The following is a 23,652-nucleotide window of genomic DNA, read 5'->3' on the forward strand; positions in this document are numbered from 1 at the left end:
CGTTCCCCTAGGGTCCTGCGGTCCCTCGGGTCAGGAGAAGACGATGGTGCGGCCCGAGCGCAGGACGACACGCTGCTCGGCGTGCCAGCGGATGGCCCGCGAGAAGGCGGTCGCCTCGACCTCCTGCCCCTGCTGGGCGAGCTGGGCCGGGGTCAGCCGGTGGTCCACCCGCCGGAAGTCCTGCTCGATGATCGGGCCCTCGTCCAGGTCGGCCGTGACGTAGTGCGCGGTCGCGCCGATGACCTTGACCCCGCGGTCGTGCGCCTGGGTGTAGGGCTTGGCGCCCTTGAAGCTGGGCAGCAACGAGTGGTGGATGTTGATGATGCGCCCCGAGTAGTCCGCGCACATCGTGGGCGAGAGCACCTGCATGTAGCGCGCGAGGGCGATGGTGTCGACGTCGTGCCTCTCCACGAGCTCACGGAGGCCGGCCTCGGCGTCGGCCTTGGTGTCGGGCGTGACGGGGAGGTGGTGGAACGGGATGTCGTGCCACTCCGCGAGGGCACGGAAGTCCTCGTGGTTGGAGACGATGGCCGGGATGGTGACCGGGAGCTGCCCGGTGCGCGTGCGGAAGAGCAGGTCGTTGAGGCAGTGCCCCATCCTGCTCACCATGACGAGCAGACGGTGGGGCTCGGCACGGTCGTGCACCTGCCACTGCCCCTCGAGGCCGTCCGCCACCTGGGCCAGGCCCGCGCGCAGGGTGTCGATGTCGACCGGCGACCCCTCGCGGGTCGCCTCCATCCGCAGGTGGAACTCGCCCGTGCTCGGGTCGGCGAACTGCTGGCTGTCGGTGATGGTCAGGTCGTGCTCGAGCATCGCCCCCGACACGGCGTGCACCACGCCGGGACGGTCGGGGCAGGACAGGGTGAGGACGATGTCGCGGCCGGTCTCGGCCGACGCGGAGGTATGCAGTGCCACGCCGGGCGAGTCTACGTCCCTCCGCGCGTCCGGTGGGGCCCTGCTGTGCGTCCGGTGCGGCCCTACCGCGCGTCCGGTGGGGTCGGGGGGTGGGCGGCGGAGGGGAAGGCGTCGAGGTAGCTCCGCCAGGTGCCGGCCGGGGTGGTGATGGTCTGCGCCGCGAGCAGGGCCCGGACCATGGCCCGGGTCACGACCTCGCCCGCGGTGTGCAGCATCGCGTGGACGCCGGCCCGGTCCGGGGCGGGCCGTGCGCAGGTCGCGAGGCCGAAGAGGCTGTCGCCGTCGAACATCGTGTGGATCGGGTTGACCGCGCGGGCCATGCCGTCGTGCCCGCTGGTCGCGAGCCGGGCGCACTGCGCCGGGTCGAGGGCGGCATCGGTCGCCACCACGCCGATGGTCGTGGCCAGCGACCGCGGCACCGCGCTGGTGGCGTTGGCCTCCTCCGCAGCGGCTCGCGCGGCCCGCAGCTCCTCGGCCCGGGGGCGCTGCGGCCACCGGCCGTCCGGCCAGCCCCCCAGGTCGGCGAGGTCCTCGGCCACCAGGTGCCGGGCGCCCCACAGCTCGCCGGTGTCGAGGTCGACCGCGGAGCCCACGGCGTTGACCACCACGAGCGCGGCGACCGTCGTGCCGTCGGGCAGCACACCGCTCGCCGTGCCCACCCCGCCCCGCAGACCGCCGACCTGGGCGCCCGTGCCCGCGCCGAGGCTCCCCTGCGGCACGTGTCCCGCCGGTTCTGACCCCGCGGGTCGCCCACCCTCGTCCGCGGTCCCGCCGCCACCGTCCGCAGCGGCGAGGGCGGCGACCCCGAACCCGGCGTCGGGGAAGGCCCCGAAGTCGCCACCCCGTCCCAGGTCGAAGCACACGGCGGCCGGCACGATCGGCACCACCTCCCCCGGTCCCCCCATGGGGAAGCCCTGGCCACGGGCGTACAGCTCGCGCATGACCCCGTCGGCGGCGGCCAGGCCGAAGGCCGAGCCTCCCGAGAGCACGATCGCGTGCACCCGCTCCACCAGGTTGCGCGGGTCGAGCAGGTCGGTCTCCCGGGTGCCGGGCGCCCCGCCGCGCACGTCGACCCCGGCGACGGCACCCTCCGGGGGGCAGCGGACCACCGTCGTGCCGGTGAGCCACCCGTCACCCACCCTCTGGTGGTGGCCGACCGCGAGACCGGCCACGTCCAGCAGGGAGTTCGTCGGGCCGGCGGTGGGCTGCATGCGCCTACCCTGTCACGGGCTCAGCGCGGCCAGGATCTCCTCGACCTTGGCCTTGGCGTCACCGAAGATCATCTGCGTGTTGTCGCGGAAGAACAACGGGTTCTGGACCCCGGCGTAGCCGGTCGCCATCGAGCGCTTGAACACCACGACGTCCCGCGCCTCCCACACGTGCAGCACGGGCATACCGGCGATCGGGCTGCCCGGCTGCTCGATGGCGGCCGGGTTGACGGTGTCGTTGGCGCCGATGACGAGCACGACGTCGGTGGAGGCGAGGTCGCCGTTGATCTCGTCCATGCCGAGGACGACGTCGTAGGGCACCCGCGCCTCGGCCAGCAGGACGTTCATGTGGCCCGGCAGCCGTCCCGCCACGGGGTGGATGCCGAAGCGCACGTCCGCACCGAGCTCACCCAGACGCTCCACCAGGCGGGCGACCGGGTGCTGGGCGTGCGCGACCGCCATGCCGTAGCCCGGAGTGATGACGACCGACCGTGCCTGGCGCAGCATCTCCGCCACCCCCTCGGCCCCGACCTCGCGGTGGGTGCCGGCCTCCTCGTCGTCACCGGCGCCGGGGACCGGGTCGGCCCCGAAACCCCCGGCGATGACCGAGACGAACGAGCGGTTCATGGCCTTGCACATGATCCAGGAGAGGATCGCTCCGGAGCTGCCGACGAGCGCGCCGGTGATGATGAGCAGGTCGTTGCCGAGCATGAAGCCGGCCGCCGCGGCGGCCCACCCGCTGTAGGAGTTGAGCATCGAGACGACGACCGGCATGTCGCCCCCGCCGATCGAGGCGACGAGGTGGGCCCCGAGGACGAGCGCGAGCAGCGCGAGGACGAGCAGCGGCGGCAGGCTCGGCGTGACGACGAACCACACCGACATCGCCAGGCTGGCGAGCACCACGACGAGGTTGAGCAGGTGGCGCCGCGGCAGCACGAGCGGGGCGCTCCTCATCCGCGCGGACAGCTTGGCCCAGGCGACCACCGACCCCGTGAAGGTCACCGCGCCGATGAGGACGCCGGCGGCGATCTCGATCCGCTGGCTGACACCGGCCGCGCCGGCATACCCCTCGCCGAGGAAGGTGTTGATGCCGACGAGCACCGCGGCGACCCCGACGAAGCTGTGCAGGATCGCGACCAGCTCCGGCATCCCCGTCATGGCCACGACCCGGGCCCGCCAGATGCCGACGACCGCCCCCACCGACATGGCCGCGGCGATGAGCAGCAGGGTCGCCAGCGCACCCCGCTCGGCGGTGCTCACCGCCAGCACGACGCTCGCGACGAGCGCGAGCGCCATCCCGGTGATGCCGAGCAGGTTGCCCCGGCGGGCGGACTCGTGCCGCGACAGCCCGGCGAGGGCGCCGAGAAAGAGCAGCGCGGCGACGAGGTAGGCGGCGTCGACCGCCGAGGTCAGCGTCACGACTCCGCCCTCCGGAACATCCCCAGCATGCGGTGGGTCACCGTGAAGCCGCCGAAGATGTTGATCGAGGCGACCGTGATGCCGACCAGCGCGAGGGCGGTGACCCAGGTGCTGCTGCTCCCGACCTGCAGGATCGCCCCGACGCAGATGATGCCGCTGATGGCGTTGGTCACCGACATGAGCGGGGTGTGCAGCGCGTGGGTCACGTGCGAGATGACGTAGTAGCCCGCGATGACGGCCAGCGCGAAGACCGTGAGGTGCATCCGCAGCTCGTCCGGCGCGAAGGCGGCACCCACCGCCGCGAGCACCGCCAGGGTGAGCACGACCGCCCGACGCCGCCGCGGGTCCCGCACGAGGTCCTCGGGGGTATGCCGTGCAGCGGGCTCCCCGGCCGCCCCACCCCGGTCGGGGGCGGGGGCCGGCGCGGCGCTCACCGCGACCTGCGGCGGCGGCCAGAGCACCTCGCCGTCGTGGGCCACCGTCATCGCGCGCAGCACCTGGTCGTCCAGGTCGAGCACGAGCGGCAGGCCGGCGTCGGCAGCGGCGTCGACGTCCGCAGCAGCGCCGGCGTCTGCATCGGCGTCTGCGGCGAGCAGCGTCACGAGGTTGACCATGTTGGTGCCGAAGAGCTGGCTCGCCTGCGCGGGCATCCGCCCGGCGAGGTCGGTCCAGCCGAGGAGCGTCACGCCGCCGTCGGTGACGACCCGCTCGTCGGCGACCGTGCCCTCGACGTTGCCGCCGTTGGCGGCGGCCAGGTCGACGACGACCGAGCCGAGCCGCATGGCCGCGACCGTGCCGGCGTCGATGAGTCGCGGGGCAGGGCGGCCGGGGATGAGCGCCGTGGTGATGACGATGTCGGCCGTCATCGCCTCCTGGGCGTAGAGCTCCTGGGTGGCGCGCTCGGCGTCCTCGGTGAGCTCACCGGCATACCCGTCGGAACGTCCCCCGCCCACCTCGACCTCGAGGCTGACGAAGGTGGCGCCCATCGACTCGACCTGCTCGGCGACCTCGGGGCGCACGTCGAAGGCGCGCACCTGCGCGCCGAGCGACTGCGCGGCGCCGATCGCGGCCAGCCCGGCGACCCCGGCCCCGACGACGAAGACCGTCGCCGGCGGCGTCGTGCCGGCCGCGGTGACCTGACCGGCGAGCATCCCGCCGTAGTCGTGCGCGGCCTCGATGACCGCACGGTAGCCCGCGAGGTTGGCCATGGAGCTCAGGACGTCGAGGCTCTGGGCGCGGGAGAGCCGGGGCACGGCGTCCATCGCGAGCCCGGTGACCCCGTGGGCGGCCAGGGCGTCGAGCAGCTCCGGCGTGCGGGCCGGGGCCATGAGCGAGGCGACCGCGCCACCGCGTCGCATCGCGTCCAGCTGCTCGGTCGCGGGGGCGTCCACCTGCAGGACGAGGTCGGCCGCGAGCACCTCCGCGCGGTCGGCGAGCCGGGCCCCGGCCTCGGCGTAGGCCACGTCGGGGCAGCTCGCCCGCTCCCCCGCGCCGCGCTCGACGAGCACCTCGTGGCCCTGCTTGCGCAGCGCCGTCACCGTGGCGGGTGTGGCGGCGACGATCGCCTGAGCCTCCCGGGGCTCGCACGGTATGCCGATCAGCACGCCGCTCCCCTCTCTGCGTCGAGTGTGGTCCAGCGCTGCTGACACTAGCCGGGGTGCCCGACAGAGGCGCCGCTGACCCGCCGCGGCGGCCCGCCCGGGAGAGGGGGCCCGGGTGCGGGGCTCACGGGAGTGCGTCGGGTGCCCCTCAGGAGGCGGGGCCCACCCCGCGGGCGAGGTCCTGCGCGCTGCGGCCGGCGAGGGCGGCGTGCAGGTCGGGGATGGCCGCGACGAGCGAGGCCGTGTAGTCGTGGCCGGGCTCGGAGAAGAGCCGCTCGGTCTCGCCGGTCTCCACGACCTCCCCGGCCCGCATGACCGCGACCCGGTCGCACACGTGCCGCACCACGGACAGGTCGTGGCTGACGAAGACCAGCGTGAGGTCGAGCCCGTCGACGATCTCGTCGACGAGGTTGAGGACCTGGGCGCGCACCGACACGTCGAGGGCGGAGACCGGCTCGTCCATGACGAGGATGTCCGGGTCGGGAGCCAGCGCCCGGGCCACCGAGATCCGCTGCCGCTGCCCCCCGGAGAACTGGTGCGGGTAGCGCCGGGCCGCCTCCGGGTCCAGCCCGACCTGCCCCAGCAGCTCGGTCACCCGAGCCCCGTGGTCTCCGCCGATGCCCTGCGAGACCAGGGGCTCGGCGATGATGTCGCGCACCCGCATGCGGGGGTCCAGGCTGCTCATCGGGTCCTGGAAGACCAGCTGCAGCCTCCGGCGCAGCCAGCGCAGGCGCCGGGCGGGCTGGTCGCCGATCGAGCGGCCCTCCACGAGGATCTCGCCCGAGGTCGGCCGGTCCAGCCCGCAGATGAGCCGCAGCAGCGTCGACTTGCCCGACCCGGACTCCCCGACGACCCCGAAGCGCTCGCCCCGCCCGACCGACAGCGACACGTCCTGCACCGCCCGCACGACGGGCGGCGCCTCGCGCAGGGACGTGCGGGGACGCCGGAAGTCCCGGCACACTCCCCGCAGCTCGATGGCCGGAGTCTCAGTCACGACAGCTCACCCCTCGCGAGGCTCGATGGGGTGGGCGGCAACCATTCGCGACGCCCGGTGGGGCGGGAGGCAACCATTCGCGACGCCCGGTGCGGGGGGGGGGGGGGGGGGGTCGGCCCGGTCATGCGGCGTCCCCCGCCGGGTGGAAGCAGGCGTAGCCGGCAGCACGCCCGGCCTCGCCCGGCGCAGACCCCGCCTGCTCCTCCGCCTCGTCCGGCGCGGAGCCCCGCCCGTCCGCACCGCCCCTCGGCGTCCACCCTGGTGGCGTCCCGCACTCGTCCGTGGCGTGCGCGCACCGGCTGCGGAAGACGCAGCCGTCCGGGAAGCGCCCGGCCGGCGGCACCGTCCCCGGGATGGTGGGCAGCGCCCCCCGCCCGCGCCGCCCCTGCTCGCCGGTGAGGTCGGAGGCGCCGATGAGGCCCTGGGTGTAGCGGTGGCGCGGGTCGGCGAAGACCTCGCCGACCGGTCCGGCCTCGACGATGCGGCCGCCGTACATCACCAGCACCCGCTCGCAGACGGTCGCGACGACGGCCAGGTCGTGGGTGATGAAGAGCATCGCCGCCTCCCGCTCCTGAACGCCGCGCACCACGAGGTCGAGCACGGTCGCCTGCACGGTGACGTCGAGGGCGGTCGTGGGCTCGTCGCAGATGAGCAGGGCCGGGTCGTTGGCCAGCGCGATCGCGAGGACGACGCGCTGGCGCTGCCCGCCCGAGAGCTCGTGCGGGTAGGACCGCGCCAGGTGGGCCGGGTCGGGCAGCCCCACCTGGTCGAGCAGCTCGACCGCCCGCGCCCGGGCACCGGCCGTGTCGCGGGTGCCGTGGATGCGCATCACCTCGGCGACCTGCGCGCCCACCCGCATGGTCGGGTTGAGCGCCGTCATCGGTTCCTGGAAGACCATCGACACCGCGTCCCCGCGCAGCCGCGCCATCTCCCGCTCGCCCACCTCGAGCAGGTTGCGGGTGGCCGGGGTCCGCCCGGAGAGCCGGACGTCACCGCGCGCGTGCAGCCCCTCCCCGAGGAGGCCCATGACGGCGAGGGCGGTGAGGGACTTGCCCGACCCGGACTCCCCGATGAGCCCGACCCGCTCGCCGCGAGCGATCGCGAAGCTCACGTCGTGCAGCAGCGGGGTATGCCCCGTCCCCACGTCGAGGCCCTCCACCGCCAGCACGGTGCGGTCGCCGGCCCTGCTCACCGGTCCTCCAGCCGGGGGTCCAACCAGTCGCGCAACCCGTCGCCGAAGAGGTTGAACCCGAGCACCGACAGCGCGATGGCGGCGCCCGGGATGAGCGCCAGGTGCGGGGCGGAGCGCAGGGTGGTCTGCGCCTCGTAGAGCATGCGGCCCCAGCTGGCCTGGCCCGTGGGCGTCCCCAGCCCCAGGTAGGCGAGCGCCGCCTCGGCGAGGATGGCGATGGCGAAGGACACCGAGGCCTGCACGATGACCAGCCCCGCGACGTTGGGGACGACGTGGCGCACCGCGATCCCCAGCGGCGAGCGGCCCGCGGACCGGGCGGCCACGACATACTCCGTCCGCATCACCCCGAGCGCCCCGGAGCGGGTGATCCGCGCGAACGCCGGGATGGTGGCGATGCCGATGGCGATCATCGCCACCCGCGTCGAGCCGCCGTAGAGCGCGGCGAACATGATCGCCAGCAGCAGCGCCGGGAAGGCCAGCAGCACGTCGTTGCCGCGCATGACCAGCTGCCCGAGCCAGCCGGGCGACATCGCCGCGAGGATCCCCAGCGGCACGCCGACCAGCGCCGCGACGCCCACGGCGACGAACCCCACGAAGAGGGTCGTGCGGGCGCCGACGAGGATCTGGGTGAGGACGTCGCGCCGCAACCGGTCGGTGCCGAGCCAGTGCTCGGCGTTCGGGGTCTGGTAGGGCTCGACCGGCAGGACGCGCATCGGTGCGTAGGGGGTCCAGACGTAGGACAGCAGCGCGAGCCCGACCACGACCGCGACGATGGCACCGCCCACGAGCAGCGAGGGGTTGAGGCGGCGGCCCGGGGAGCCGCCCGCGGGCGCCTGCCCCGAGTCGGTCACCGCGTCGGCCGCCGCGCCCTGGACCTCGCTCACCGCGACCCCGTCCGCAGCCGCGGGTCGATGACGAGGTAGAGCGCGTCGACGAGGAAGGTGATGAGCAGCGTCGCGACGACGAGGACCATGACGACCGTCTGCACCGTGAGGATCTCGCGCTGGGCCACCGAGTCGAGGAGCAGGGACCCCAGGCCGGGGATGACGAACACCCGCTCGATCACGACGGCACCGACGAGCAGGGTCGCCAGCTGCAGCCCGAGGACCGTGACGACCGGCACGGCCGCGTTGCGCAGCCCGTGCCGCCAGAGCGCCTGGACGGGCCGCAGGCCCTTGGCGCGGGCCGTGCGCAGGTAGTCCTCGCGGAGCACGTCGAGGACGGCCGAGCGGACATACCTCGCGAGCACCGCGGCCTGCACCCCGGCGAGCGCGATCGAGGGCAGCACGAGCCGCTGCAGGAAGCCGACCGGGTCCTGCGCCGGCACCGCCCACCCCCCGCTGGGCACCCAGCGCAGCCGCACCGCGAAGACCGAGATGAGGACGATGCCCGCGAGGAACGCCGGGATCGCGACGCCGACCTGCGAGGCGGCCGACATGACCACACCGTCGGCGTGCCGGTGCCGCACGGCCATCCAGATGCCGACGGGGACCGCGACGAGCACCGCGAAGATCATCGACGTGGTCACCAGGATGAGCGTGACCTGCAGCCGGTCGGCGATCTGCGGGCCGATGGCGGCCTTGGAGATGAACTCGATCCCCGGGTCGAGGGTGAGCATGCCACGCATCCAGTCGAGGTACTGCACCACCACCGGCCGGTCCAGCCCGAACTGCTCCCGCAGCGCCGCCACCGACGCCTCCGAGGCGTTGATGCCCAGCGCCACCCGCGCCGGGTCGCCCGGCAGGACCCGCATGAAGGCGAAGACCAGCACCGAGGCCGCGAGCACGCTGAGCACGAAGACCATCGCGCGGTGCAGCAGTCGCAGGACCATGCGAGCACTCTAGAGCGAGCGTCCCTGGTTCTGGACAGACGATCCTGGGGAACGGGTCCCAGATCCTGAGGTCCAGAAGTGCAGGTCAGCCCCGGGCGAGGTCGCCGAGGTCGAAGGACTCCTTGATGGCGTTGGTCGGCAGGCCGGTGATGTCCGGGTCGGCGACCATGAGGTTGGGCAGCAGGAAGAGGAAGTCCGCGGCGGCGTCCTCGCTGATGAGCGCGGCCGCCTCCTGGAGCTTCGTGACCTGCTCCTCCTCCGTCCCGGTGTCGGCCTCCTCGAAGAGGGCCTGGATCTCCTCGGTGCCGTAGGTCGTGTAGTAGTCCGGGCTGCCGAAGACGTTGGCCATGTCGCGCGGCTCGACGTGCGCCACGATCGACATGTCGAAGTCCTTGTTGGTGAAGACCGTCTCCAGCCACGCCGCGGGGAACTCCAGCTCGTCGATGGTCACCTCCAGCCCGACGTCCTCGAGCATGGACTCCACGACGGTGCCGCAGGACACGGCATACGGCAGCGACGGTATGCGCAGGCGCAGCTCGGTGCCCTCCGCGCCGGCCTCGGCGATGAGCTCCTCGGCGCGGGCCGGGTCGAAGGGGAAGTCCCCGGTGCGGTCCTCGTACCACGGGTCGGTCGGCGGGACCATCGAGCCGATGAGCTCCCCGCGGCCGGCCCAGCAGGTGTCCAGGAGCGACTGGTGGTCGATGGCGTGCCGGACCGCCTCGCGCAGGGCGGGGTCGGCGAGCGGGTTGCCCTCCTGCTGGTTCATCGACAGGACGACCTCGCCGTTGGTCGTGCCCTCGACGATCTGGAAGTCGCCCCCCTCGAACTCGGCCAGCGACTCCGGCGCCTGCACGGTCGAGACGACGTCGATCGCGTCGGTGAGCATGGCGTTGTTGAGCGCGTTGGCGTCCTGGAAGTAGCGCATCTCGACGGTCGCGAAGTAGGGCGCGTCGCCGTGGTAGTCCGGGTTGCGCTCCAGGGTGATCTGCGAGCCGCGGTCCCAGGTGCCGAAGGTGTAGGGACCGGTGCCGACGGCCTGCTCGGCCAGGTCGTCGACGCCCTCGGTGTCGAACATGGCGCCGACCCGGGTGGTGAGGGCGTAGAGGAAGGAGTTGGACGGCCGCGACAGGGTGACCTCGAGCGTGGTGTCGTCCACCGCCTCGGCCGACTCCACGACGTCGAGCTGGGACTTGAGGCTGATGGTCCAGGCGTCGGAGGAGACCCTCTCCAGGGAGAAGGCGGCGTCCTCGGCCGTGAACTCGCTGCCGTCGGAGAAGGTGACCCCCTCCTCCAGGGTGAAGGTGTAGGTCAGCCGGTCCTCGCTGACCTCCCAGTCGGTCGCGAGCGCGGGGACGATCTCGCCGGTCTCGGCGTCGACCGTCACCAGCGTCTCGTAGACGTTGTCCAGCAGCAGCTGCGGGATCGCCGCACCGTCGGTCGTGGTGAAGTCCAGGCTCGCGGGCTCGGCGACCAGGCCCACCCGCACGGTCTCGTCGGAGCCGCCGGGCGCCGACCCGCCGGTCTGCCCCGCCTCGCCGTCTCCCTCCTCCGAGCCACCGCCCCCGGAGCCCGAGCCCTCCTCGGACCCGTCGTCCGGGGAGCCGCTGGTGCCCGCCCCGGCGTTGCAGCCGGCCAGCAGGGCGGTCGCGGCCACGGCGGCGACCAGGGAGCGGGTTGTCGTCGACGTCCTCATGCGCCCCATCATCGGGTATGCGTGCGCGGGCGCGCCACCACGGCTCGTCTAGTCTCGTGCCGTGAGCAACGACGCCAGCCCCGCCCGCCCGGTCGTCCTCGTCGCACCGGACAAGTTCCGGGGGTCGCTGTCCGCGCCGGAGGTCGTGCAGGCGGCCCGGGCCGGGGCGCAGGAGGCGGGGTGGGACGTCGTCGACATGCCGATGGCGGACGGCGGCGAAGGCATGCTCGACGCCTTCGGCGGGGCCAACCGCACCTCCACCGTCACCGGCCCGCTCGGCACCCCGGTCAGGGCGCAGTGGCGGCTCGGCGAGGACGACGGCCTCGCGATCATCGAGTCGGCGGCGGCGAGCGGGCTGGTCCTCGCGGGGGGCAAGGAGGGCAACGACCCGATGGGGGCCACCAGCGCCGGCACCGGGGAGCTCATCGCGCAGGCCGTGCTCGCCGGCGCCCGGCGGGTCGTCGTGGGGCTGGGCGGCTCGGCCATGAGCGACGGCGGGCGCGGGGCCGTCGAGGCGGTCCTCGCGGGCCTGGACGGCGACCGCCCGGCCGACCGGGGCGTCGAGCTGCTCGCGGCGTGCGACGTGCAGACGCCCTTCGTCGAGGCCGCGCAGGTCTTCGGCCCGCAGAAGGGCGCGGACGCCGGGCAGGTGGTCGAGCTCACCGGCCGGCTCTTCGCGCAGCAGGGGGACTACGTCGAGCGCTTCGGCGTCGACGTGTCGCAGACCGCCGGGGCGGGGGCCGCCGGCGGCCTGGGGGGCGGCGTGCTCGTGCTCGGCGGCGCGCTCGTGCCGGGGCTGCGGCTGGTGGCCGACCAGGTGGGTCTCGAGGAGGCCGTGGGCCGGGCGGACGCGATCGTCACCGGCGAGGGGGCGCTGGACGCCGAGTCGTTCAACGGCAAGGTCGTCGGCGGGGTCGTCGACGCGGCCGAGCCTTACGGCATCCCCGTCGTCGTCGTCGCCGGCGTCCTGCGGGAGGACGCCCCCGCCGCCCGGCTGACCGGGCTGCGGGTCGTCGACCTGTCCGCGACCTACGGCGCCGCGGCCTCCTGGAACGACACGGCCGCCTGCGTCCGACGTGCCGTGGCCGAGCAGCTGCGCGCGCTGAGCTGACGGGGCCGCCTGGTCCCGCCGGGGAGCAGCCGCGCGGTTACCGGCCGGTATACACTGGTCCCAGGATCCAAGTACCGCCGGTACCGCATACTTCAGGAGGCCACCGTGGGCCACTACCGCAGCAATATCCGCGACATCGAGTTCCTGCTCCTCGACGTGCTCGGCCGCCAGGAGGTGCTGGGGCGGGAGCCCTACGCCGAGGTCGACGTCGAGGTGGCCCGCGAGGCGCTGCGCGCCGTCGCCGACCTGGCCGAGGGGCCCCTCGCCGCCTCCTTCACCGAGTCCGACCGCACCCCGCCGGTGCTCGACCCGGCCACCGGTGAGGTGAGCATGCCGGAGAGCTTCGTCGCGTCATACCGGACCTGGGTGGAGAACGAGTGGTGGCGGCTGGAGATCGACGAGGGCCTCGGCGGCACCCCCGCCCCCCCGAGCCTCACCTGGGCGATGTCCGAGCTGGTGCTCGGCGCCAACCCGGCGGTGAAGATGTTCGCGGCCGGCTACACCTTCGCCAACGTGCTCCACCGCCTCGGCACCCCCGAGCAGCAGCAGCTCGCCCGGCTCATGGTCGACCACGCCTGGGGCGCGACGATGATGCTCACCGAGCCCGAGGCCGGCTCGGACGTCGGGGCCGGGCGGACGAAGGCGGTCAAGGCCGGGGACGGCACCTGGCACCTCACCGGCACCAAGCGCTTCATCACCAGCGGGATCGCGCCGTTCTACGACAACGTCCTGCACTTCGTCCTCGCCCGCCCCGAGGGCGCCGGCCCCGGCACCAAGGGGCTGTCGCTGTTCGTCGTGCCCGACCGGCACGTCACCGACCTCGAGACCGGTGAGCTGGGCGACAAGAACGGCGTCCAGGTCACCGCCATCGAGCACAAGATGGGCCTCAAGGTGTCGACGACGTGCGAGGTCGCGCTCGGCGAGGACGAGTCGCGGCCGGCCGTCGGCTGGCTCCTCGGGGAGACGCACGACGGGATCGCCCAGATGTTCCGGGTCATCGAGTACGCCCGGATGCTCGTCGGCACCAAGGCGATCGCCACGCTGTCGGCCGGCTACCAGGCGGCGCTGGGGTATGCCCGTGAGCGGGTGCAGGGCGCCGACCTCACCCAGATGGCCGACAAGACCGCGCCCCGGGTGACGATCACCGCGCACCCGGACGTGCGGCGCTCGCTGCTGCTGCAGAAGTCCTACGCCGAGGGGCTGCGCGCGCTCATGCTGTGGACCGCGACCTTCCAGGACCAGGTGCACGCCCGGCAGGACCTCGCCGGGGACGACACCCTGGACGGCGCCGACGAGGTCGCGATGGCGGCCCGCGTCAACGACCTCCTGCTGCCGATGGTCAAGGGCTGCGGCTCCGAGCGCGCCTTCACCCTGCTCGGGACCGAGTCCCTGCAGACCCTCGGCGGGTCCGGCTTCCTGCAGGATTACCCCATCGAGCAGTACCTGCGCGACAGCAAGATCGACAGCCTCTACGAGGGCACCACCGCGATCCAGGGCATGGACTTCTTCTTCCGCAAGATCCTGCGCGACCGCGGGCAGGCGCTGGGGTATGTCGCGGCCCAGGTCAGGCAGACCGCCGAGACGCAGGCGGACGACGGGCTCGGCGAGGTCCGCGGCGCCGTGCTGCGGGCGCTCGGCGAGGTCGACGCGATGGTGCAGTTCATGACGGCGCGGGCCGCCGAGTCGCAGGAGCGGCCGAGCGCGGTCTACGCCGTCGGCCTGGGGACCACGCGGCTGCTGCTCGCGGCCGGCGACCTGCTCATCGGCTGGCTGCTGCTGCGTGAGGCCGAGGTCGCCCAGCGGCTGCTGGACTCGGGCGACACCGGCGTGAGCGGGCTGCGGGCCGCCGACGAGGACGCGCGCGCCTACCTGCAGGGCAAGGTCGTCGCCGCGCGGTTCTTCGCGACCGAGGTGCTCCCGCGCCTGGGCGCCGACCGCCGCACCGTCACCTCCGCCGACGACGACCACGTCGCCGCGGTCATGGACCTGCCCGACGCCGCCTTCTGACCCGCCCTCCCGCACCGGACGCGCCGTCCGACCACACCGGACGCGCGGTCAAGACCCACCGGACGCGCGGTCAAGACCCACCGGACGCGCGGTCAGGGCCCACCGGACGCGCGGTCGTACCGAGTGACCGGCATACCTTCGCCCCAGGCGCCAGACTGGCCAGATGGTGTTCGAGGTGCACCCCGTGACCCCGGACCGGTTCGAGGACTTCGCCGACGTCGTCAACCCGAACCGGCGCGCGACGCACTGCTGGTGCGTCCCGCACCGGCTCCGCAGCGCCGAGGTCGACGAGCTCGGCGGTGGGGACCGTGAACGAGCGATGCGTGCCCTGTGCGAACGGGACCTGCCGCCCGGGGTGGTGGGCTACGCCGACGGCATACCGGTGGCGTGGTGCAACATCGGTCCGCGCTCGGACATCCCGGTGCTCGTGCACTCCCGCAGGATCCGTCCGCTGGACGACGTCGCCGTCTGGAGCATCGTGTGCACCGTCGTGCGCGGTGGGCACCGGAAGCGCGGTCACACGTCGCGGGTCGTCGAGGGCGCCGTCGGGTATGCCGCAGCCCACGACGCCCCGGCCGTGGAGGCATATCCGGTCGACCCGCCGGGGCGGATGGACACGACGATGGCGTTCGTGGGGACCCGGGCGATGTTCGAGAGGGTCGGGTTCGAGGTGGTCGGCCGGACGGAGGCGACCGCGAGCCGGCTCCCGCGGCTGGTGATGCGACGCGACCTGTCGCCGCGTGCGTGACCACGCGTCCGGTGCGGCGTGACCACGCGTCCGGTGCGGCGCGACCACGCGTCCGGTGCCGCCTGACCACGCGTCCGGTGCGTCCTGACCACGCGTCCGGTGCAGGTCAGGTGTAGCGCTTGAGGCGGAAGACGAAGCTGCGCATCATGAGGTACATGAAGACCGCCTCGCAGGCGCCGGCGACGAGGCGCGCCGCGAGGTACTGGACGCCGAGCCACTCCAGCGTGGTCGACAGCGCCAGGATGAAGAGTACGTAGTTGGCGAGCACCGTGACGACGTAGCGCCCGGTCTGCCGGCCGAGCGGGCCGTGGCTCTGGAAGTTGAGCCACCGGTTGAGCAGGAACGCCAGCCCGAAGGCGACGACGTAGCCCGTCGTCACGGCCAGCGGGTACGGCCAGCGGAGGACGTCGAAGAGGACCGCGAGGAGGGTCAGGTCGATCGCGTAGGTCGTGCCGCTGATGGCCGCGAAGCCGACCGCCGTCTCCGGGACGAGCCTGCCGACGGGCGCGGGGAGTCTCGCGTGCACCCGGGCGCGGGCCCGGGCGAAGGCGTCGGTGGCGTTCAGTACTGGTCGCGGTGACGCACGTCGGCGTCGGTCCGGCGGTCGATGACCTCGCGGTGGGTGGTGTTGGTGCGCTGGGTGTTCATCACCAGGCTCAGCAGCAGCGAGAGCACACCGGCCGCCATGAGGATGTAGCCGACGATCGTCAGGTCGACCCCCTGCACCACCGTGTTGACCGCGAAGGTGAGGATGGCGCCCACGACGAGCAGGAAGATTCCGAGACCGATGCCCATGACAGATCCTTTCGGTTGGCTCGGGGACAGCCTAGCCACAGGCCCTCACAGCCGGCGGTCCGACAGGACCGGGAACCCCTCGCGCACCCGCGGCACCTCGTCGAGGTCGAGCTCGACCGACAGCGTCTCCTCGCCCGTCCCCGCCTCGACCAGCACCACCCCCGACGGGTCGACGACGGCGCTGCGGCCGCCCATCTCGACCCCGGCGTGGGTGCCCGCGGTGTTGCCGGCGACGACGAACGCCTGGTTCTCGATCGCCCGGGCCCGCAGCAGCAACCGCCAGTGCTCCACCCGGGCCATCGGCCAGGCCGAGGGGATGAGGAAGAGCCCGGCCCCCTGGTCCAGCTGCAGCCGGTAGAGCTCGGGGAAGCGCAGGTCGTAGCAGGTGGACAGGGCGACCCCCACCCCGTCCGCGGGTGCCGGCAGCTCGGTCACGACGACCTCGGTGCCGGCCTCCATGAGCCTCGGCTCGCCCCCGCCGAAGCCGAACCGGTGGATCTTGCGGTAGGTCGCGCACACCGAGCCCCGCGGGTCGAGCACGACAGAGGTGTTCCACAGGTGCCGCCCCTCCTCCCCCGGCTCGGCCGTGCGCTCGACGTGGGAGCCGGTATGCACCACCGCCCCGACCTCCCGCGTCGCCTCCGCGACGGGCACGAGGGCAGGGGGCAGGTGGCCGTCCGCCAGCCCGGAGAGGTCCTGGCTGCGCTCCTCCCACTCCTTCGACGCGAAGCCTCCCGCGCTCCACAACTCGGGCAGCAGCACCAGGTCGTGGCCGGCCCCGGCCTGTCGCACCAGCGCGGCGACCCGCTCGGCCCGCGCCTCGACGCCCTCCTCGCTGCCGTCGGCATACCCGAGCTGGATGATCGCGACCTTCATCGGCTGCTCCTCTGCGCCAGGCTCTGCAGGTGGGCGTTGTAGGCGGCGAGCTCGGCGTCGTCGTCACGCGCGGCCTGGCGGTCCGAGCGCGCGCTCTCCCGCTCGTCGCGGCGTATCCAGTCCACCATGACCATGAGCACGAGGACCACCGTGGGCAGCTCGCCGACCCCCCACGCGATGGCCCCGCCCACCTGCTGGTCGGCGAGCAGGTCGGGCACCCAGGGCACCTCGATGGCCTTGTAGAAACCCGGCGCGAGCAGCCAGGTGCCCTGCATGAGCGCGAGCCCGAAGAAGGCGTGCGTCGCGAGGGTGCCCAGCAGCACGAGGATGCGCAACGGTGCCGGCCACTTCTCCGGCCCCGGGTCCTGGCCGACGAGCGACCACACGAAGGCGAAGCCGGACAGCGAGAAGTGGGCGACCATGAGCACGTGCCCGACGTGGGTCGTCATGGCGAGCTCCAGCAGCCCGGTCCAGTAGAAGGCGATGAGGCTGCCGAAGAAGATGACCCCGGCCACCAGGGGGTTGGCGATGAACGCCGCCCACCGGGAGTGCACCACGGCGAGCAGGAGCTCGCGGGGCCCGAGGGTCTTGTCCCGTCGCGCGGGCAGCGTGCGGTAGGCGAGGGTGATCGCCTGCGCCGGCACGAGCAGGATCGGCACCCCCATCATGAGCGCCATGTGCATCATCATGTGCTGCGAGAACATCACCCGGCCGTAGACCGCCGGCGCCCCGCTGGTGACGTAGACGAACAGCGCCCACCCGAGCACCCACACCAGCAGCCGCCACCACGGCCAGCGGTCACCGCGGCGCCAGAGCTTCACGCAGCCGGCGGCGTAGAGCCCGACTGCCACCAGCGCCACGAGCAGGAAGAGCCAGTTGACCTCCCACACGTCGAGCAGACGGGCCGAGCTGTAGGGCGGCGGCATGGGGTAGCCGGTGAGCGCGAAGACCGCCGTGTCGAGGTCGGCGGAGGACTCCACCACGGGTGGCGGCGTGCGCGAGAGCACCGCGCCGAGGGCCACCGCGGCCCCCATGACGGCCAGCTCGCTGGCGGCCAGCGCACCGAACAGCCACGGCCGGTCGGCCCCGCGGGCGATGATGGCCCGGCGCTGCACCGCCCCGAAGACGCCGAGCACCCCGAGCAGCAGCACCTTGGCCCAGATGAGCACCCAGTAGGCGCTGGACAGGTCCGCCAGATCGTCGGCGGTGAGCAGGGCGAAGAGCAGGCCGGAGAGCGCGATGGCGGCGTAGCACCAGGTCGCGAGCAGCGAGTAGCGGCGCAGGGTGTCGGGCAGCGCCGGGCCGAGCAGCGGCAGCAGCAGCCCCAGCGCCATGAGGCCGCCCACCCAGACGCACATCCCGACGAGGTGCAGCGCGAGGGCGGTGACCGCGGTCTCGTGACCGTCGGTGCCGCTGGCGTGGCCGCCGTAGGCCAGCGGTAGGAGCGCCACGAGCGCGAGGGCCGAGGCCCAGGCCAGGGCGCCGCGCGTCCGCGCCGAGGCCGCGAGGGGCACGAGCAGGGCGACCAGCACCGTCTCGATGAGGCGCAGGCGCATGACCTCCAGCCCCCAGAGGTTGGCCAGCAGGTCGGACAGGTAGCCGGGAGCACCCAGCGGCAGACCGGCCAGGTCGCCGAAGCCGACGACGAGGATCGCCGCCGACGCGGCCGCCCACACCACCGCGGACAGGGCGGCCACCCGGGCGGCCGCACCGCGGCGGTCGGTGCCCCGGCCCTCGCGGACCAGGAACGCCGCCGCGACGAGCAGCCCGATGGTCAGGGCGGCGGCCAGGTGGTGGACGACCTTGAGCAGGACCATGCCCCAGCGCACGACCGGGCCGGCGTCGCCCAGCAGCAGTGGGGCCACGGCACCGCTCAGCGCGGCCGCGGCGACCGCCACCACGAGCGCGGTGAGCAGGGTCGTCACCGGTACGGCCCAGCGCAGGGCCGGGGCCGTGGGCGCGCCGTCCGCCTCCGGGGCGACCGGTCGAGCGGGGGTGCGCAGGGACATACCCCCATGCTACGGAGCCCGACCGACACCCGGCACCGCCGACCGGGGGTCGTTAGGGTGGCGGGATGGTCGTTCATCCCTCCCCGCCCGCCGACGTGCCCGGCTACGTCGAGGCCTACCGACAGGTGCTGCTGTCGATGGTCAACACCTGCGACGGGCTGCGCGAGGCCGAGTGGGACCTCCCGACCGACTGCCCCGGCTGGACGGTCCGTGACCACGTGGCCCACACCGTGCACCTCGAGGACTACCTCTCCGGCTCCGAGCACCCCGTCGTCGAGGAGCCCATCGAGGTCGGCTCCCCGGAGCACGTCCGCAACGAGACAGGGGTCTGGATGGAGCAGGGGGTCCGCTCGCGCGCCGGACTCACGCCGGACCAGCTGCTGTCCGAGCTGCGCGGCCTGGTCGAGATCCGCAGCGCCGACCTGTATGCCCACGACCTGGCCCTGGACTCCACCGTCCGCTCCGTCCGCGGCAGGGAGACGACCTTCCAGCGGCTCGTCCGGCTGCGCCTGTGCGACGTCTGGACCCACGAGCAGGACATCCGGGAGGCCCTCGGGCGTCCCGGGTCGCTGGACGGCGACGGCGCCGCGATGTGGACCGCCATGGTCCTCGAGGCGCTCCCCGAGGTGGTGCTGCGCCGGGTGGAGCCGGAGCCGGGCACCGTCGTCATCCTGGAGAGCACCGGCCCGGTGACCGGGCGGGCCGGGGTGCGGATCGACGTCGACGAGGACGGCGAGCCGGTCGCGCACGAGCTGTTCACCGGCCACTCCGCGGAGGAGGGCGAGGACGTGCCGGTCTTCGATGCCGGCGAGGAGGCCACGACCACCATCTCGCTGTCCACCCACGCCCTCGCCCGCCGCACCGCCGGGCGCGCGAGCACCGAGGACACGGCCTACCACGTGCAGGGCGACGAGGAGCTCGCCCGGGCCGTGCTCGACGCCTTGACGCTGGCGCGCTGAGGCTCGGCACGCTGAGGATCGGCGCGCTGATGCCGGGCGCGGGCCTCCCTGGGCTCAGCGCCCGCGCGCCCCGCGGCTGAACCACCACAGCCCGCCGACGAAGAGCGCCAGCACCGCCAGGACGGTCCCCGCCACCCACAGCCCGGGCGTCCACCCGAGGGTCACGTCGAGGACCGCCGCGACGAGCGCGATGGCCAGCCCGCCCTGCGCCGCCAGCCGGGTGGCCCGGAACTGCCCCAGTGCCTCGCTGCGGTCCGCCTCGCTCCCGGTCATCAGCCGGGCGGCCGGCTCCAGGCGCCGGCTGACCGACTGGAGCACGGCATACCCGAGGAAGAAGCCCGCCCCGAGCACCGCCACCCGGGTGTTGCCGCGGGACAGCCCGACGATGAGCACGACCACCGCGGCGAGGGTGGTCAGCGCGGTGAAGATGCGGTCCTTGAGGCGGGGCCGGGGCATGGGCCGATGGTATGCCGTGCCTCACCACCCCCTCGCGCGCGCCGCGCCCCGCCCGCGCCCCGCCCGGACCCGGTCCGGCGCCCCCACCGCTCCCGTACCCTGGACGACTGTGACCGACACCTCCCGCGCCGCCTCGCAGCACGCCGCCCGCAGCCGGAAGCTGCTCCCGCTGGACCTCCTGCGCGGCTTCCTCATCGGCATGGCCGAGCTCATCCCCGGGGTCTCCGGCGGAACGGTCGCCCTCGTCACCGGGCTCTACGAGCAGCTCATCGGCAGCGCCTCGCACGTCGTCTCCGCGGCCAAGGCCCTCGTCGTCGGGGACGAGCGCGGCCGGGTGCAGGGGGCGCTCACCGAGCTGCGCCGCACCAACTGGTGGCTGCTCGTCCCGGTCGTCGTGGGCATGGCGCTGGCCGTCCTCACCATGGCCGGGGTGATGAGCCGCTTCGTCACCGAGGCCCCCGAGCACGCCCGCGGGCTCTTCCTCGGGATGGTCGCGACCAGCGTGGTGGTGCCGCTGCGGATGCTCACCGAGCGCCGCCGGCCGGTGTGGGTGGAGGTCGTGCTGGCCGTCGGTGCCGCGGTGCTGGCCTGGACGCTCATCGGCTTCGCCGGCGGCCAGGCGGTCGCCGACCCCCCGCTCATCCTCGTCTTCGGCGCCGCGGCCGTGGCCATCTGCGCGCTGGTCGTCCCCGGGGTGTCCGGGTCCTTCTTCCTGCTGGCGGTGGGCCTCTACACCACGACCCTCGACGCTGTGGACTCGCGCGACCTGCTCTACATCGGCGTCTTCGCGCTGGGCGCGGCCACCGGCCTGGCGTCCTTCGTGCAGCTGCTCAGCTGGCTGCTCGAGCACCACCGCCGCTCGACCCTCATCGTCATGGCCGGTCTCATGGTCGGCTCGCTGCGGGCGCTGTGGCCCTGGCAGGAGTCGGCCGGCGGCGAGGACCACGGGCCCGGCGCGCTCGTCGCGCCCTACGCCCCGGTCCTGGGCCCCGTCCTCCTGGCGCTGCTGGGCGCCGCGGTGGTCGCCGTGCTCGTGGTCGTCGAGGCCCGCAGCAGCGACGGCGACGAGAAGGACTGACTCAGGCCCAGGCGAGCGCCCGGGCGACAGGCACCGGCGCCTGAGCCCCGCTGCATACCGATCTGGACAGAGGTTTCTGGGACCCGTCGCCCAGAGACCTCTGTCCAGAAGTTCAGGTCAGCAGGAGTAGGGCAGGGGCGGCGCCGACGAGAAGGACTGGCTCAGGCCCAGGCGAGCGCCCGGGCCGGGTCCTCGAGCAGCGCGGCCAGGTCGGCGAGGAACATCGAGCCCAGCTCGCCGTCGATGAGGCGGTGGTCGAAGCTCACCGCGAGCTGGGTGACCCAGCGCGGCTCGATCCGCTCCTGCTCGCCCTCGCCGACGACCCACGGCATCCGCCGCACCGCGCCGAAGCAGACGATCGCGGACTCCCCCGGGTTGATGATCGGGGTGCCGGTGTCGATCCCGAAGACGCCGACGTTGGTGATGGTGATGGTGCCGCCGGACATGTCGGCCGGCTGCGTGCGCCCCGCCTTGGCGGTCGCCACCAGGTCGGTCATCGCCTCGGCCAGCTGCCGCAGGTCCATGAGGTCGGCGTCCTTGATGTTGGGGACGACGAGACCGCGCGGCGTCGCGGCGGCGATGCCGAGGTTGACGTAGTTGCGCTGCACGATCTGCTGCGCGTCCTCGTCCCAGACGGCGTTCATCCCCGGGTTGCGGCGCACCGCGACGGTCATCGCCTTGGCGAGCACGAGCAGCGGGTTGATCCGCAGATCAGCCAACCCGGAGGACCGGTCGGCCTTGAGCCGGTCGATGAGCTCCATGGTCCGGGTGACGTCGACGGTGACGAACTCGGTGACGTGCGGCGCGGTGAACGCCGAGCCCACCATCGCCTGCGCCGTCATCTTGCGCACGCCCTTGACGTCGGTGCGCTCCTCGCGCTCACCCGAGCGGTCGAACACCGGTCGCTGGTATGCCGTCCGCCCGGCGCCGCCGGCCGCCTCCCCCGCACGGCCGGTCGCCTCGGTCGCAGGGGAACCATCCGCGGCGCCCGGTCGGGTCGAGGAGGAACCATCCGCGGCGCCCGGTCGGGTCGAGGAGGAACCATCTGCGGCGCCCGGTGGGGTCGTGGGCGCTGCGCCGCCCTCGAGGAACGCGTCGATGTCGGAGCGCCGGACGATGCCGGTGGGCCCGGCCGCGTCGACCTCGTTGATGTCGACGCCGCGGTCCTTGGCGTACTTGCGCACCGGGGGCGAGGCCTTGGCCTTGCGCTGAAGCGCGGAGGCCGCCTCGGCCTCGGCGCCGGAGGCCCCCCGGCGCCGCTTGCGGCGGGTGGTGGAGCCCTCGATGGCGCCGTAGCCGACGAGCATCGCCTCGCGCGTGCTCCCGGTGCTGCTGCCACCGCCCTCGGGCGGGCTGGGGACCAGGTCGTCGGACGCCGCGGCGGCCTCGTCGGTGACGTCCTCGACGTGGGTGCCGGCGCCCCCGCCCGCGGCCGGGCCCTCGCCGGTGCCGTCGTCCACGACGACGATCGGCGTGCCGACCTCGACCTCGTCACCCTCGGCAGCCAGGATCTTGGTGACGGTCCCCGCCCACGGGATCGGCAGCTCCACGAGCGACTTCGCGGTCTCCACCTCGACCACGATGTCGTTGGTCTTCACGGTGTCGCCCTCGGCGACCTTCCACTGGATGATCGTCGCCTCGACGAGGCCTTCGCCGGGGTCGGGGAGCTTGAACTCGGGCACGAGGGCCGCCTCCTGGGTGGACTGGCTGAGCTGGTCTGGGCGTGAGCGGGGTGGGGTCAGTACGCGAGCAGGGTCTCGACGGCGTGCAGGACGCGGTCGAGGTCGGGGAGGAAGACCTCCTCGTGCCGGCTCGGCGGGTAGGGGATGTTGTAGCCGCCGACCCGCAGGACCGGCGCCTCGAGGTGGTAGAAGCAGTGCTCCTGCACGTGCGCCGCGAGCTCGGAGGTGATGCTGGCGAAGGTCTGCGCCTCGGACAGCGCGATGCACCGCCCGGTCTTGCGCACCGACTCCTCGATGACGTCGACGTCCAGCGGGGACAGCGAGCGCAGGTCCACGACCTCGATCGACGGGCCGTCCTCCAGCTCGGCGGCCTGCGCGGCGGCGTGGGCGACCTTGACCATGGGGCCGTAGGTGAGGACGGTGACGTCGCTGCCCTCCACCCGGACGACGGCGTCCTCCAGCGCGTGCGGCGCGTCCTCGAGCGACCCGCCCCCGTCGCCGAGGTCGAGGACCCCGCGCTCGTGGTAGCGGCGCTTGGGCTCGTAGAACACGACGGGGTCGTCGCTGGCGATCGCCTGCTGCATCATCCAGTAGGCGTCCTCGGTGCCGGAGCAGGTGACCACCCGCAGCCCGGCCGTGTGCGCGAAGTAGGACTCGTTGGACTCGCTGTGGTGCTCGACCGCCCCGATGCCGCCGCCGTAGGGGATGCGGATGACCATCGGCACCTTGAGCGCGCCCTGGCTGCGGTTGTGCATCTTGGCGACCTGGCTGACGATCTGGTCGAAGGCGGGGTAGACGAACCCGTCGAACTGGATCTCGACGACCGGGCGGTAGCCGCGCAACGCCATACCGACCGCGGCTCCCATGATCCCGGACTCGGCCAGCGGGGTGTCGACGACCCGGTCCTCCCCGAAGTCCTTCTGCAGGCCCTCGGTGATGCGGAAGACCCCGCCGAGCTTGCCGACGTCCTCACCCATGAGGACGACCTTGGGGTCGCGCTCCATCGCCGCGCGCATGCCGGCGTTGAGCGCCTTGGCGATCGTCATCCGGGTCGCCGTGCTCTGCGTGCTCATCGGTG

Annotated in this window: 21 protein-coding genes; 5 read left to right on the top strand and 16 right to left on the bottom strand. The window is 73.6% G+C overall.

Going from position 1 to position 23,652, the window contains the following annotated elements; translation table 11 throughout:
* Positions 1 to 30 precede the first annotated feature (30 nt).
* The 9 genes from purU to Q0967_RS09480 form a co-directional block, all read right to left on the bottom strand.
* Positions 31 to 915: a formyltetrahydrofolate deformylase gene (purU, locus tag Q0967_RS09440; protein WP_298752199.1), complete on the bottom strand. Its 885-nt coding sequence runs from the start codon at positions 913 to 915 to the stop codon at positions 31 to 33.
* Between the two features lie 62 nt (positions 916 to 977).
* Complete coding sequence (locus Q0967_RS09445) at positions 978 to 2,126, bottom strand: P1 family peptidase (RefSeq protein ID WP_298752197.1); 1,149 nt, start codon at positions 2,124 to 2,126, stop codon at positions 978 to 980.
* A 12-nt stretch (positions 2,127 to 2,138) separates the two neighbouring features.
* A complete protein-coding gene (gene pntB, locus Q0967_RS09450) occupies positions 2,139 to 3,542 on the bottom strand; it encodes a Re/Si-specific NAD(P)(+) transhydrogenase subunit beta (protein ID WP_298752195.1) in 1,404 nt (467 codons plus the stop codon).
* Positions 3,539 to 5,146, bottom strand: coding sequence for a Re/Si-specific NAD(P)(+) transhydrogenase subunit alpha (locus Q0967_RS09455; RefSeq protein WP_298752193.1), 1,608 nt, complete (start codon positions 5,144 to 5,146; stop codon positions 3,539 to 3,541). Before Q0967_RS09455 ends, pntB begins: the two co-directional genes overlap by 4 nt.
* 145 nt (positions 5,147 to 5,291) lie before the next feature.
* Positions 5,292 to 6,137, bottom strand: a complete 846-nt coding sequence (locus Q0967_RS09460; protein WP_298752191.1) for an ABC transporter ATP-binding protein — start codon at positions 6,135 to 6,137, stop codon at positions 5,292 to 5,294.
* A 121-nt stretch (positions 6,138 to 6,258) separates the two neighbouring features.
* The gene (locus tag Q0967_RS09465; protein WP_363321997.1) at positions 6,259 to 7,329 is read right to left on the bottom strand and encodes an ABC transporter ATP-binding protein; all 1,071 of its coding nucleotides are present in this window, start codon (positions 7,327 to 7,329) and stop codon (positions 6,259 to 6,261) included.
* The gene (locus Q0967_RS09470; protein WP_298752700.1) at positions 7,326 to 8,213 is read right to left on the bottom strand and encodes an ABC transporter permease; all 888 of its coding nucleotides are present in this window, start codon (positions 8,211 to 8,213) and stop codon (positions 7,326 to 7,328) included. The genes Q0967_RS09465 and Q0967_RS09470 overlap by 4 nt, the downstream gene beginning before the upstream one ends.
* Positions 8,210 to 9,160, bottom strand: a complete 951-nt coding sequence (locus tag Q0967_RS09475; RefSeq protein WP_298752698.1) for an ABC transporter permease — start codon at positions 9,158 to 9,160, stop codon at positions 8,210 to 8,212. The genes Q0967_RS09470 and Q0967_RS09475 overlap by 4 nt, the downstream gene beginning before the upstream one ends.
* An 85-nt stretch (positions 9,161 to 9,245) precedes the next feature.
* Positions 9,246 to 10,853, bottom strand: a complete 1,608-nt coding sequence (locus Q0967_RS09480; RefSeq protein ID WP_298752697.1) for an ABC transporter substrate-binding protein — start codon at positions 10,851 to 10,853, stop codon at positions 9,246 to 9,248.
* Between the two features lie 61 nt (positions 10,854 to 10,914).
* Here Q0967_RS09480 and Q0967_RS09485 point away from each other — a divergent pair, with 61 nt between their 5' ends.
* The 3 genes from Q0967_RS09485 (at position 10,915) to Q0967_RS09495 (ending at position 14,719) form a co-directional block, all read left to right on the top strand.
* Positions 10,915 to 11,964 carry a glycerate kinase gene (locus tag Q0967_RS09485; protein WP_298752696.1) on the top strand — a complete coding sequence of 350 codons (1,050 nt, stop codon included), beginning with the start codon at positions 10,915 to 10,917 and terminating at the stop codon, positions 11,962 to 11,964.
* Between the two features lie 105 nt (positions 11,965 to 12,069).
* Positions 12,070 to 13,971 carry an acyl-CoA dehydrogenase gene (locus Q0967_RS09490; protein WP_298752695.1) on the top strand — a complete coding sequence of 634 codons (1,902 nt, stop codon included), beginning with the start codon at positions 12,070 to 12,072 and terminating at the stop codon, positions 13,969 to 13,971.
* 163 nt (positions 13,972 to 14,134) lie between these two features.
* Positions 14,135 to 14,719 carry a GNAT family N-acetyltransferase gene (locus Q0967_RS09495; RefSeq protein WP_298752694.1) on the top strand — a complete coding sequence of 195 codons (585 nt, stop codon included), beginning with the start codon at positions 14,135 to 14,137 and terminating at the stop codon, positions 14,717 to 14,719.
* Positions 14,720 to 14,825: 106 nt separating this feature from the next.
* On the opposite strand, the gene Q0967_RS09500 is transcribed toward Q0967_RS09495, so the two are convergent.
* The 4 genes from Q0967_RS09500 to Q0967_RS09515 are packed head-to-tail and all read right to left on the bottom strand — an operon-like array spanning position 14,826 to position 18,399.
* Positions 14,826 to 15,245 carry a GtrA family protein gene (locus Q0967_RS09500; protein WP_298752693.1) on the bottom strand — a complete coding sequence of 140 codons (420 nt, stop codon included), beginning with the start codon at positions 15,243 to 15,245 and terminating at the stop codon, positions 14,826 to 14,828.
* 35 nt (positions 15,246 to 15,280) lie between these two features.
* Positions 15,281 to 15,514: a DUF6458 family protein gene (locus Q0967_RS09505; protein ID WP_298752692.1), complete on the bottom strand. Its 234-nt coding sequence runs from the start codon at positions 15,512 to 15,514 to the stop codon at positions 15,281 to 15,283.
* Positions 15,515 to 15,559: 45 nt separating this feature from the next.
* Positions 15,560 to 16,390: a carbon-nitrogen family hydrolase gene (locus Q0967_RS09510; RefSeq protein ID WP_298752690.1), complete on the bottom strand. Its 831-nt coding sequence runs from the start codon at positions 16,388 to 16,390 to the stop codon at positions 15,560 to 15,562.
* Complete coding sequence (locus tag Q0967_RS09515; protein WP_298752689.1) at positions 16,387 to 18,399, bottom strand: cytochrome c oxidase assembly protein; 2,013 nt, start codon at positions 18,397 to 18,399, stop codon at positions 16,387 to 16,389. The genes Q0967_RS09510 and Q0967_RS09515 overlap by 4 nt, the downstream gene beginning before the upstream one ends.
* Before the next feature lie 65 nt (positions 18,400 to 18,464).
* On the opposite strand from Q0967_RS09515, the gene Q0967_RS09520 reads away from it, so the two are divergent.
* Positions 18,465 to 19,358 carry a maleylpyruvate isomerase family mycothiol-dependent enzyme gene (locus Q0967_RS09520; protein ID WP_298752688.1) on the top strand — a complete coding sequence of 298 codons (894 nt, stop codon included), beginning with the start codon at positions 18,465 to 18,467 and terminating at the stop codon, positions 19,356 to 19,358.
* A 54-nt stretch (positions 19,359 to 19,412) separates the two neighbouring features.
* On the opposite strand, the gene Q0967_RS09525 is transcribed toward Q0967_RS09520, so the two are convergent.
* Positions 19,413 to 19,814 carry a hypothetical protein gene (locus Q0967_RS09525; RefSeq protein ID WP_298752687.1) on the bottom strand — a complete coding sequence of 134 codons (402 nt, stop codon included), beginning with the start codon at positions 19,812 to 19,814 and terminating at the stop codon, positions 19,413 to 19,415.
* A 109-nt stretch (positions 19,815 to 19,923) separates the two neighbouring features.
* Here Q0967_RS09525 and Q0967_RS09530 point away from each other — a divergent pair, with 109 nt between their 5' ends.
* Positions 19,924 to 20,892, top strand: a complete 969-nt coding sequence (locus Q0967_RS09530) for a DUF368 domain-containing protein (protein ID WP_298752686.1) — start codon at positions 19,924 to 19,926, stop codon at positions 20,890 to 20,892.
* A 161-nt stretch (positions 20,893 to 21,053) separates the two neighbouring features.
* On the opposite strand, the gene Q0967_RS09535 is transcribed toward Q0967_RS09530, so the two are convergent.
* Both Q0967_RS09535 and Q0967_RS09540 read right to left on the bottom strand, forming a co-directional pair.
* The gene (locus Q0967_RS09535; protein ID WP_299449712.1) at positions 21,054 to 22,574 is read right to left on the bottom strand and encodes a dihydrolipoamide acetyltransferase family protein; all 1,521 of its coding nucleotides are present in this window, start codon (positions 22,572 to 22,574) and stop codon (positions 21,054 to 21,056) included.
* Between the two features lie 56 nt (positions 22,575 to 22,630).
* Positions 22,631 to 23,647, bottom strand: coding sequence for an alpha-ketoacid dehydrogenase subunit beta (locus Q0967_RS09540; protein WP_298752682.1), 1,017 nt, complete (start codon positions 23,645 to 23,647; stop codon positions 22,631 to 22,633).
* Between the last annotated feature and the right edge of the window lie 5 nt (positions 23,648 to 23,652).

This window comes from uncultured Serinicoccus sp., from assembly GCF_947500995.1.
Classification (GTDB): Bacteria; Actinomycetota; Actinomycetes; order Actinomycetales; family Dermatophilaceae; genus Ornithinicoccus.

Excerpts from the sequence above, each read along its gene's own strand:
- Q0967_RS09445 (WP_298752197.1), bottom strand. The coding sequence starts at position 2,126 with ATGCAGCCCACCGCCGGCCCGACGAACTCCCTGCTGGACGTGGCCGGT.
- Q0967_RS09475 (WP_298752698.1), bottom strand. The coding sequence starts at position 9,160 with ATGGTCCTGCGACTGCTGCACCGCGCGATGGTCTTCGTGCTCAGCGTG.
- Q0967_RS09480 (WP_298752697.1), bottom strand. The coding sequence starts at position 10,853 with ATGAGGACGTCGACGACAACCCGCTCCCTGGTCGCCGCCGTGGCCGCG.
- Q0967_RS09495 (WP_298752694.1), top strand. The coding sequence starts at position 14,135 with ATGGTGTTCGAGGTGCACCCCGTGACCCCGGACCGGTTCGAGGACTTC.
- Q0967_RS09505 (WP_298752692.1), bottom strand. The coding sequence starts at position 15,514 with ATGGGCATCGGTCTCGGAATCTTCCTGCTCGTCGTGGGCGCCATCCTC.
- Q0967_RS09510 (WP_298752690.1), bottom strand. The coding sequence starts at position 16,390 with ATGAAGGTCGCGATCATCCAGCTCGGGTATGCCGACGGCAGCGAGGAG.
- Q0967_RS09515 (WP_298752689.1), bottom strand. The coding sequence starts at position 18,399 with ATGTCCCTGCGCACCCCCGCTCGACCGGTCGCCCCGGAGGCGGACGGC.
- Q0967_RS09520 (WP_298752688.1), top strand. The coding sequence starts at position 18,465 with ATGGTCGTTCATCCCTCCCCGCCCGCCGACGTGCCCGGCTACGTCGAG.
- Q0967_RS09525 (WP_298752687.1), bottom strand. The coding sequence starts at position 19,814 with ATGCCCCGGCCCCGCCTCAAGGACCGCATCTTCACCGCGCTGACCACC.
- Q0967_RS09540 (WP_298752682.1), bottom strand. The coding sequence starts at position 23,647 with ATGAGCACGCAGAGCACGGCGACCCGGATGACGATCGCCAAGGCGCTC.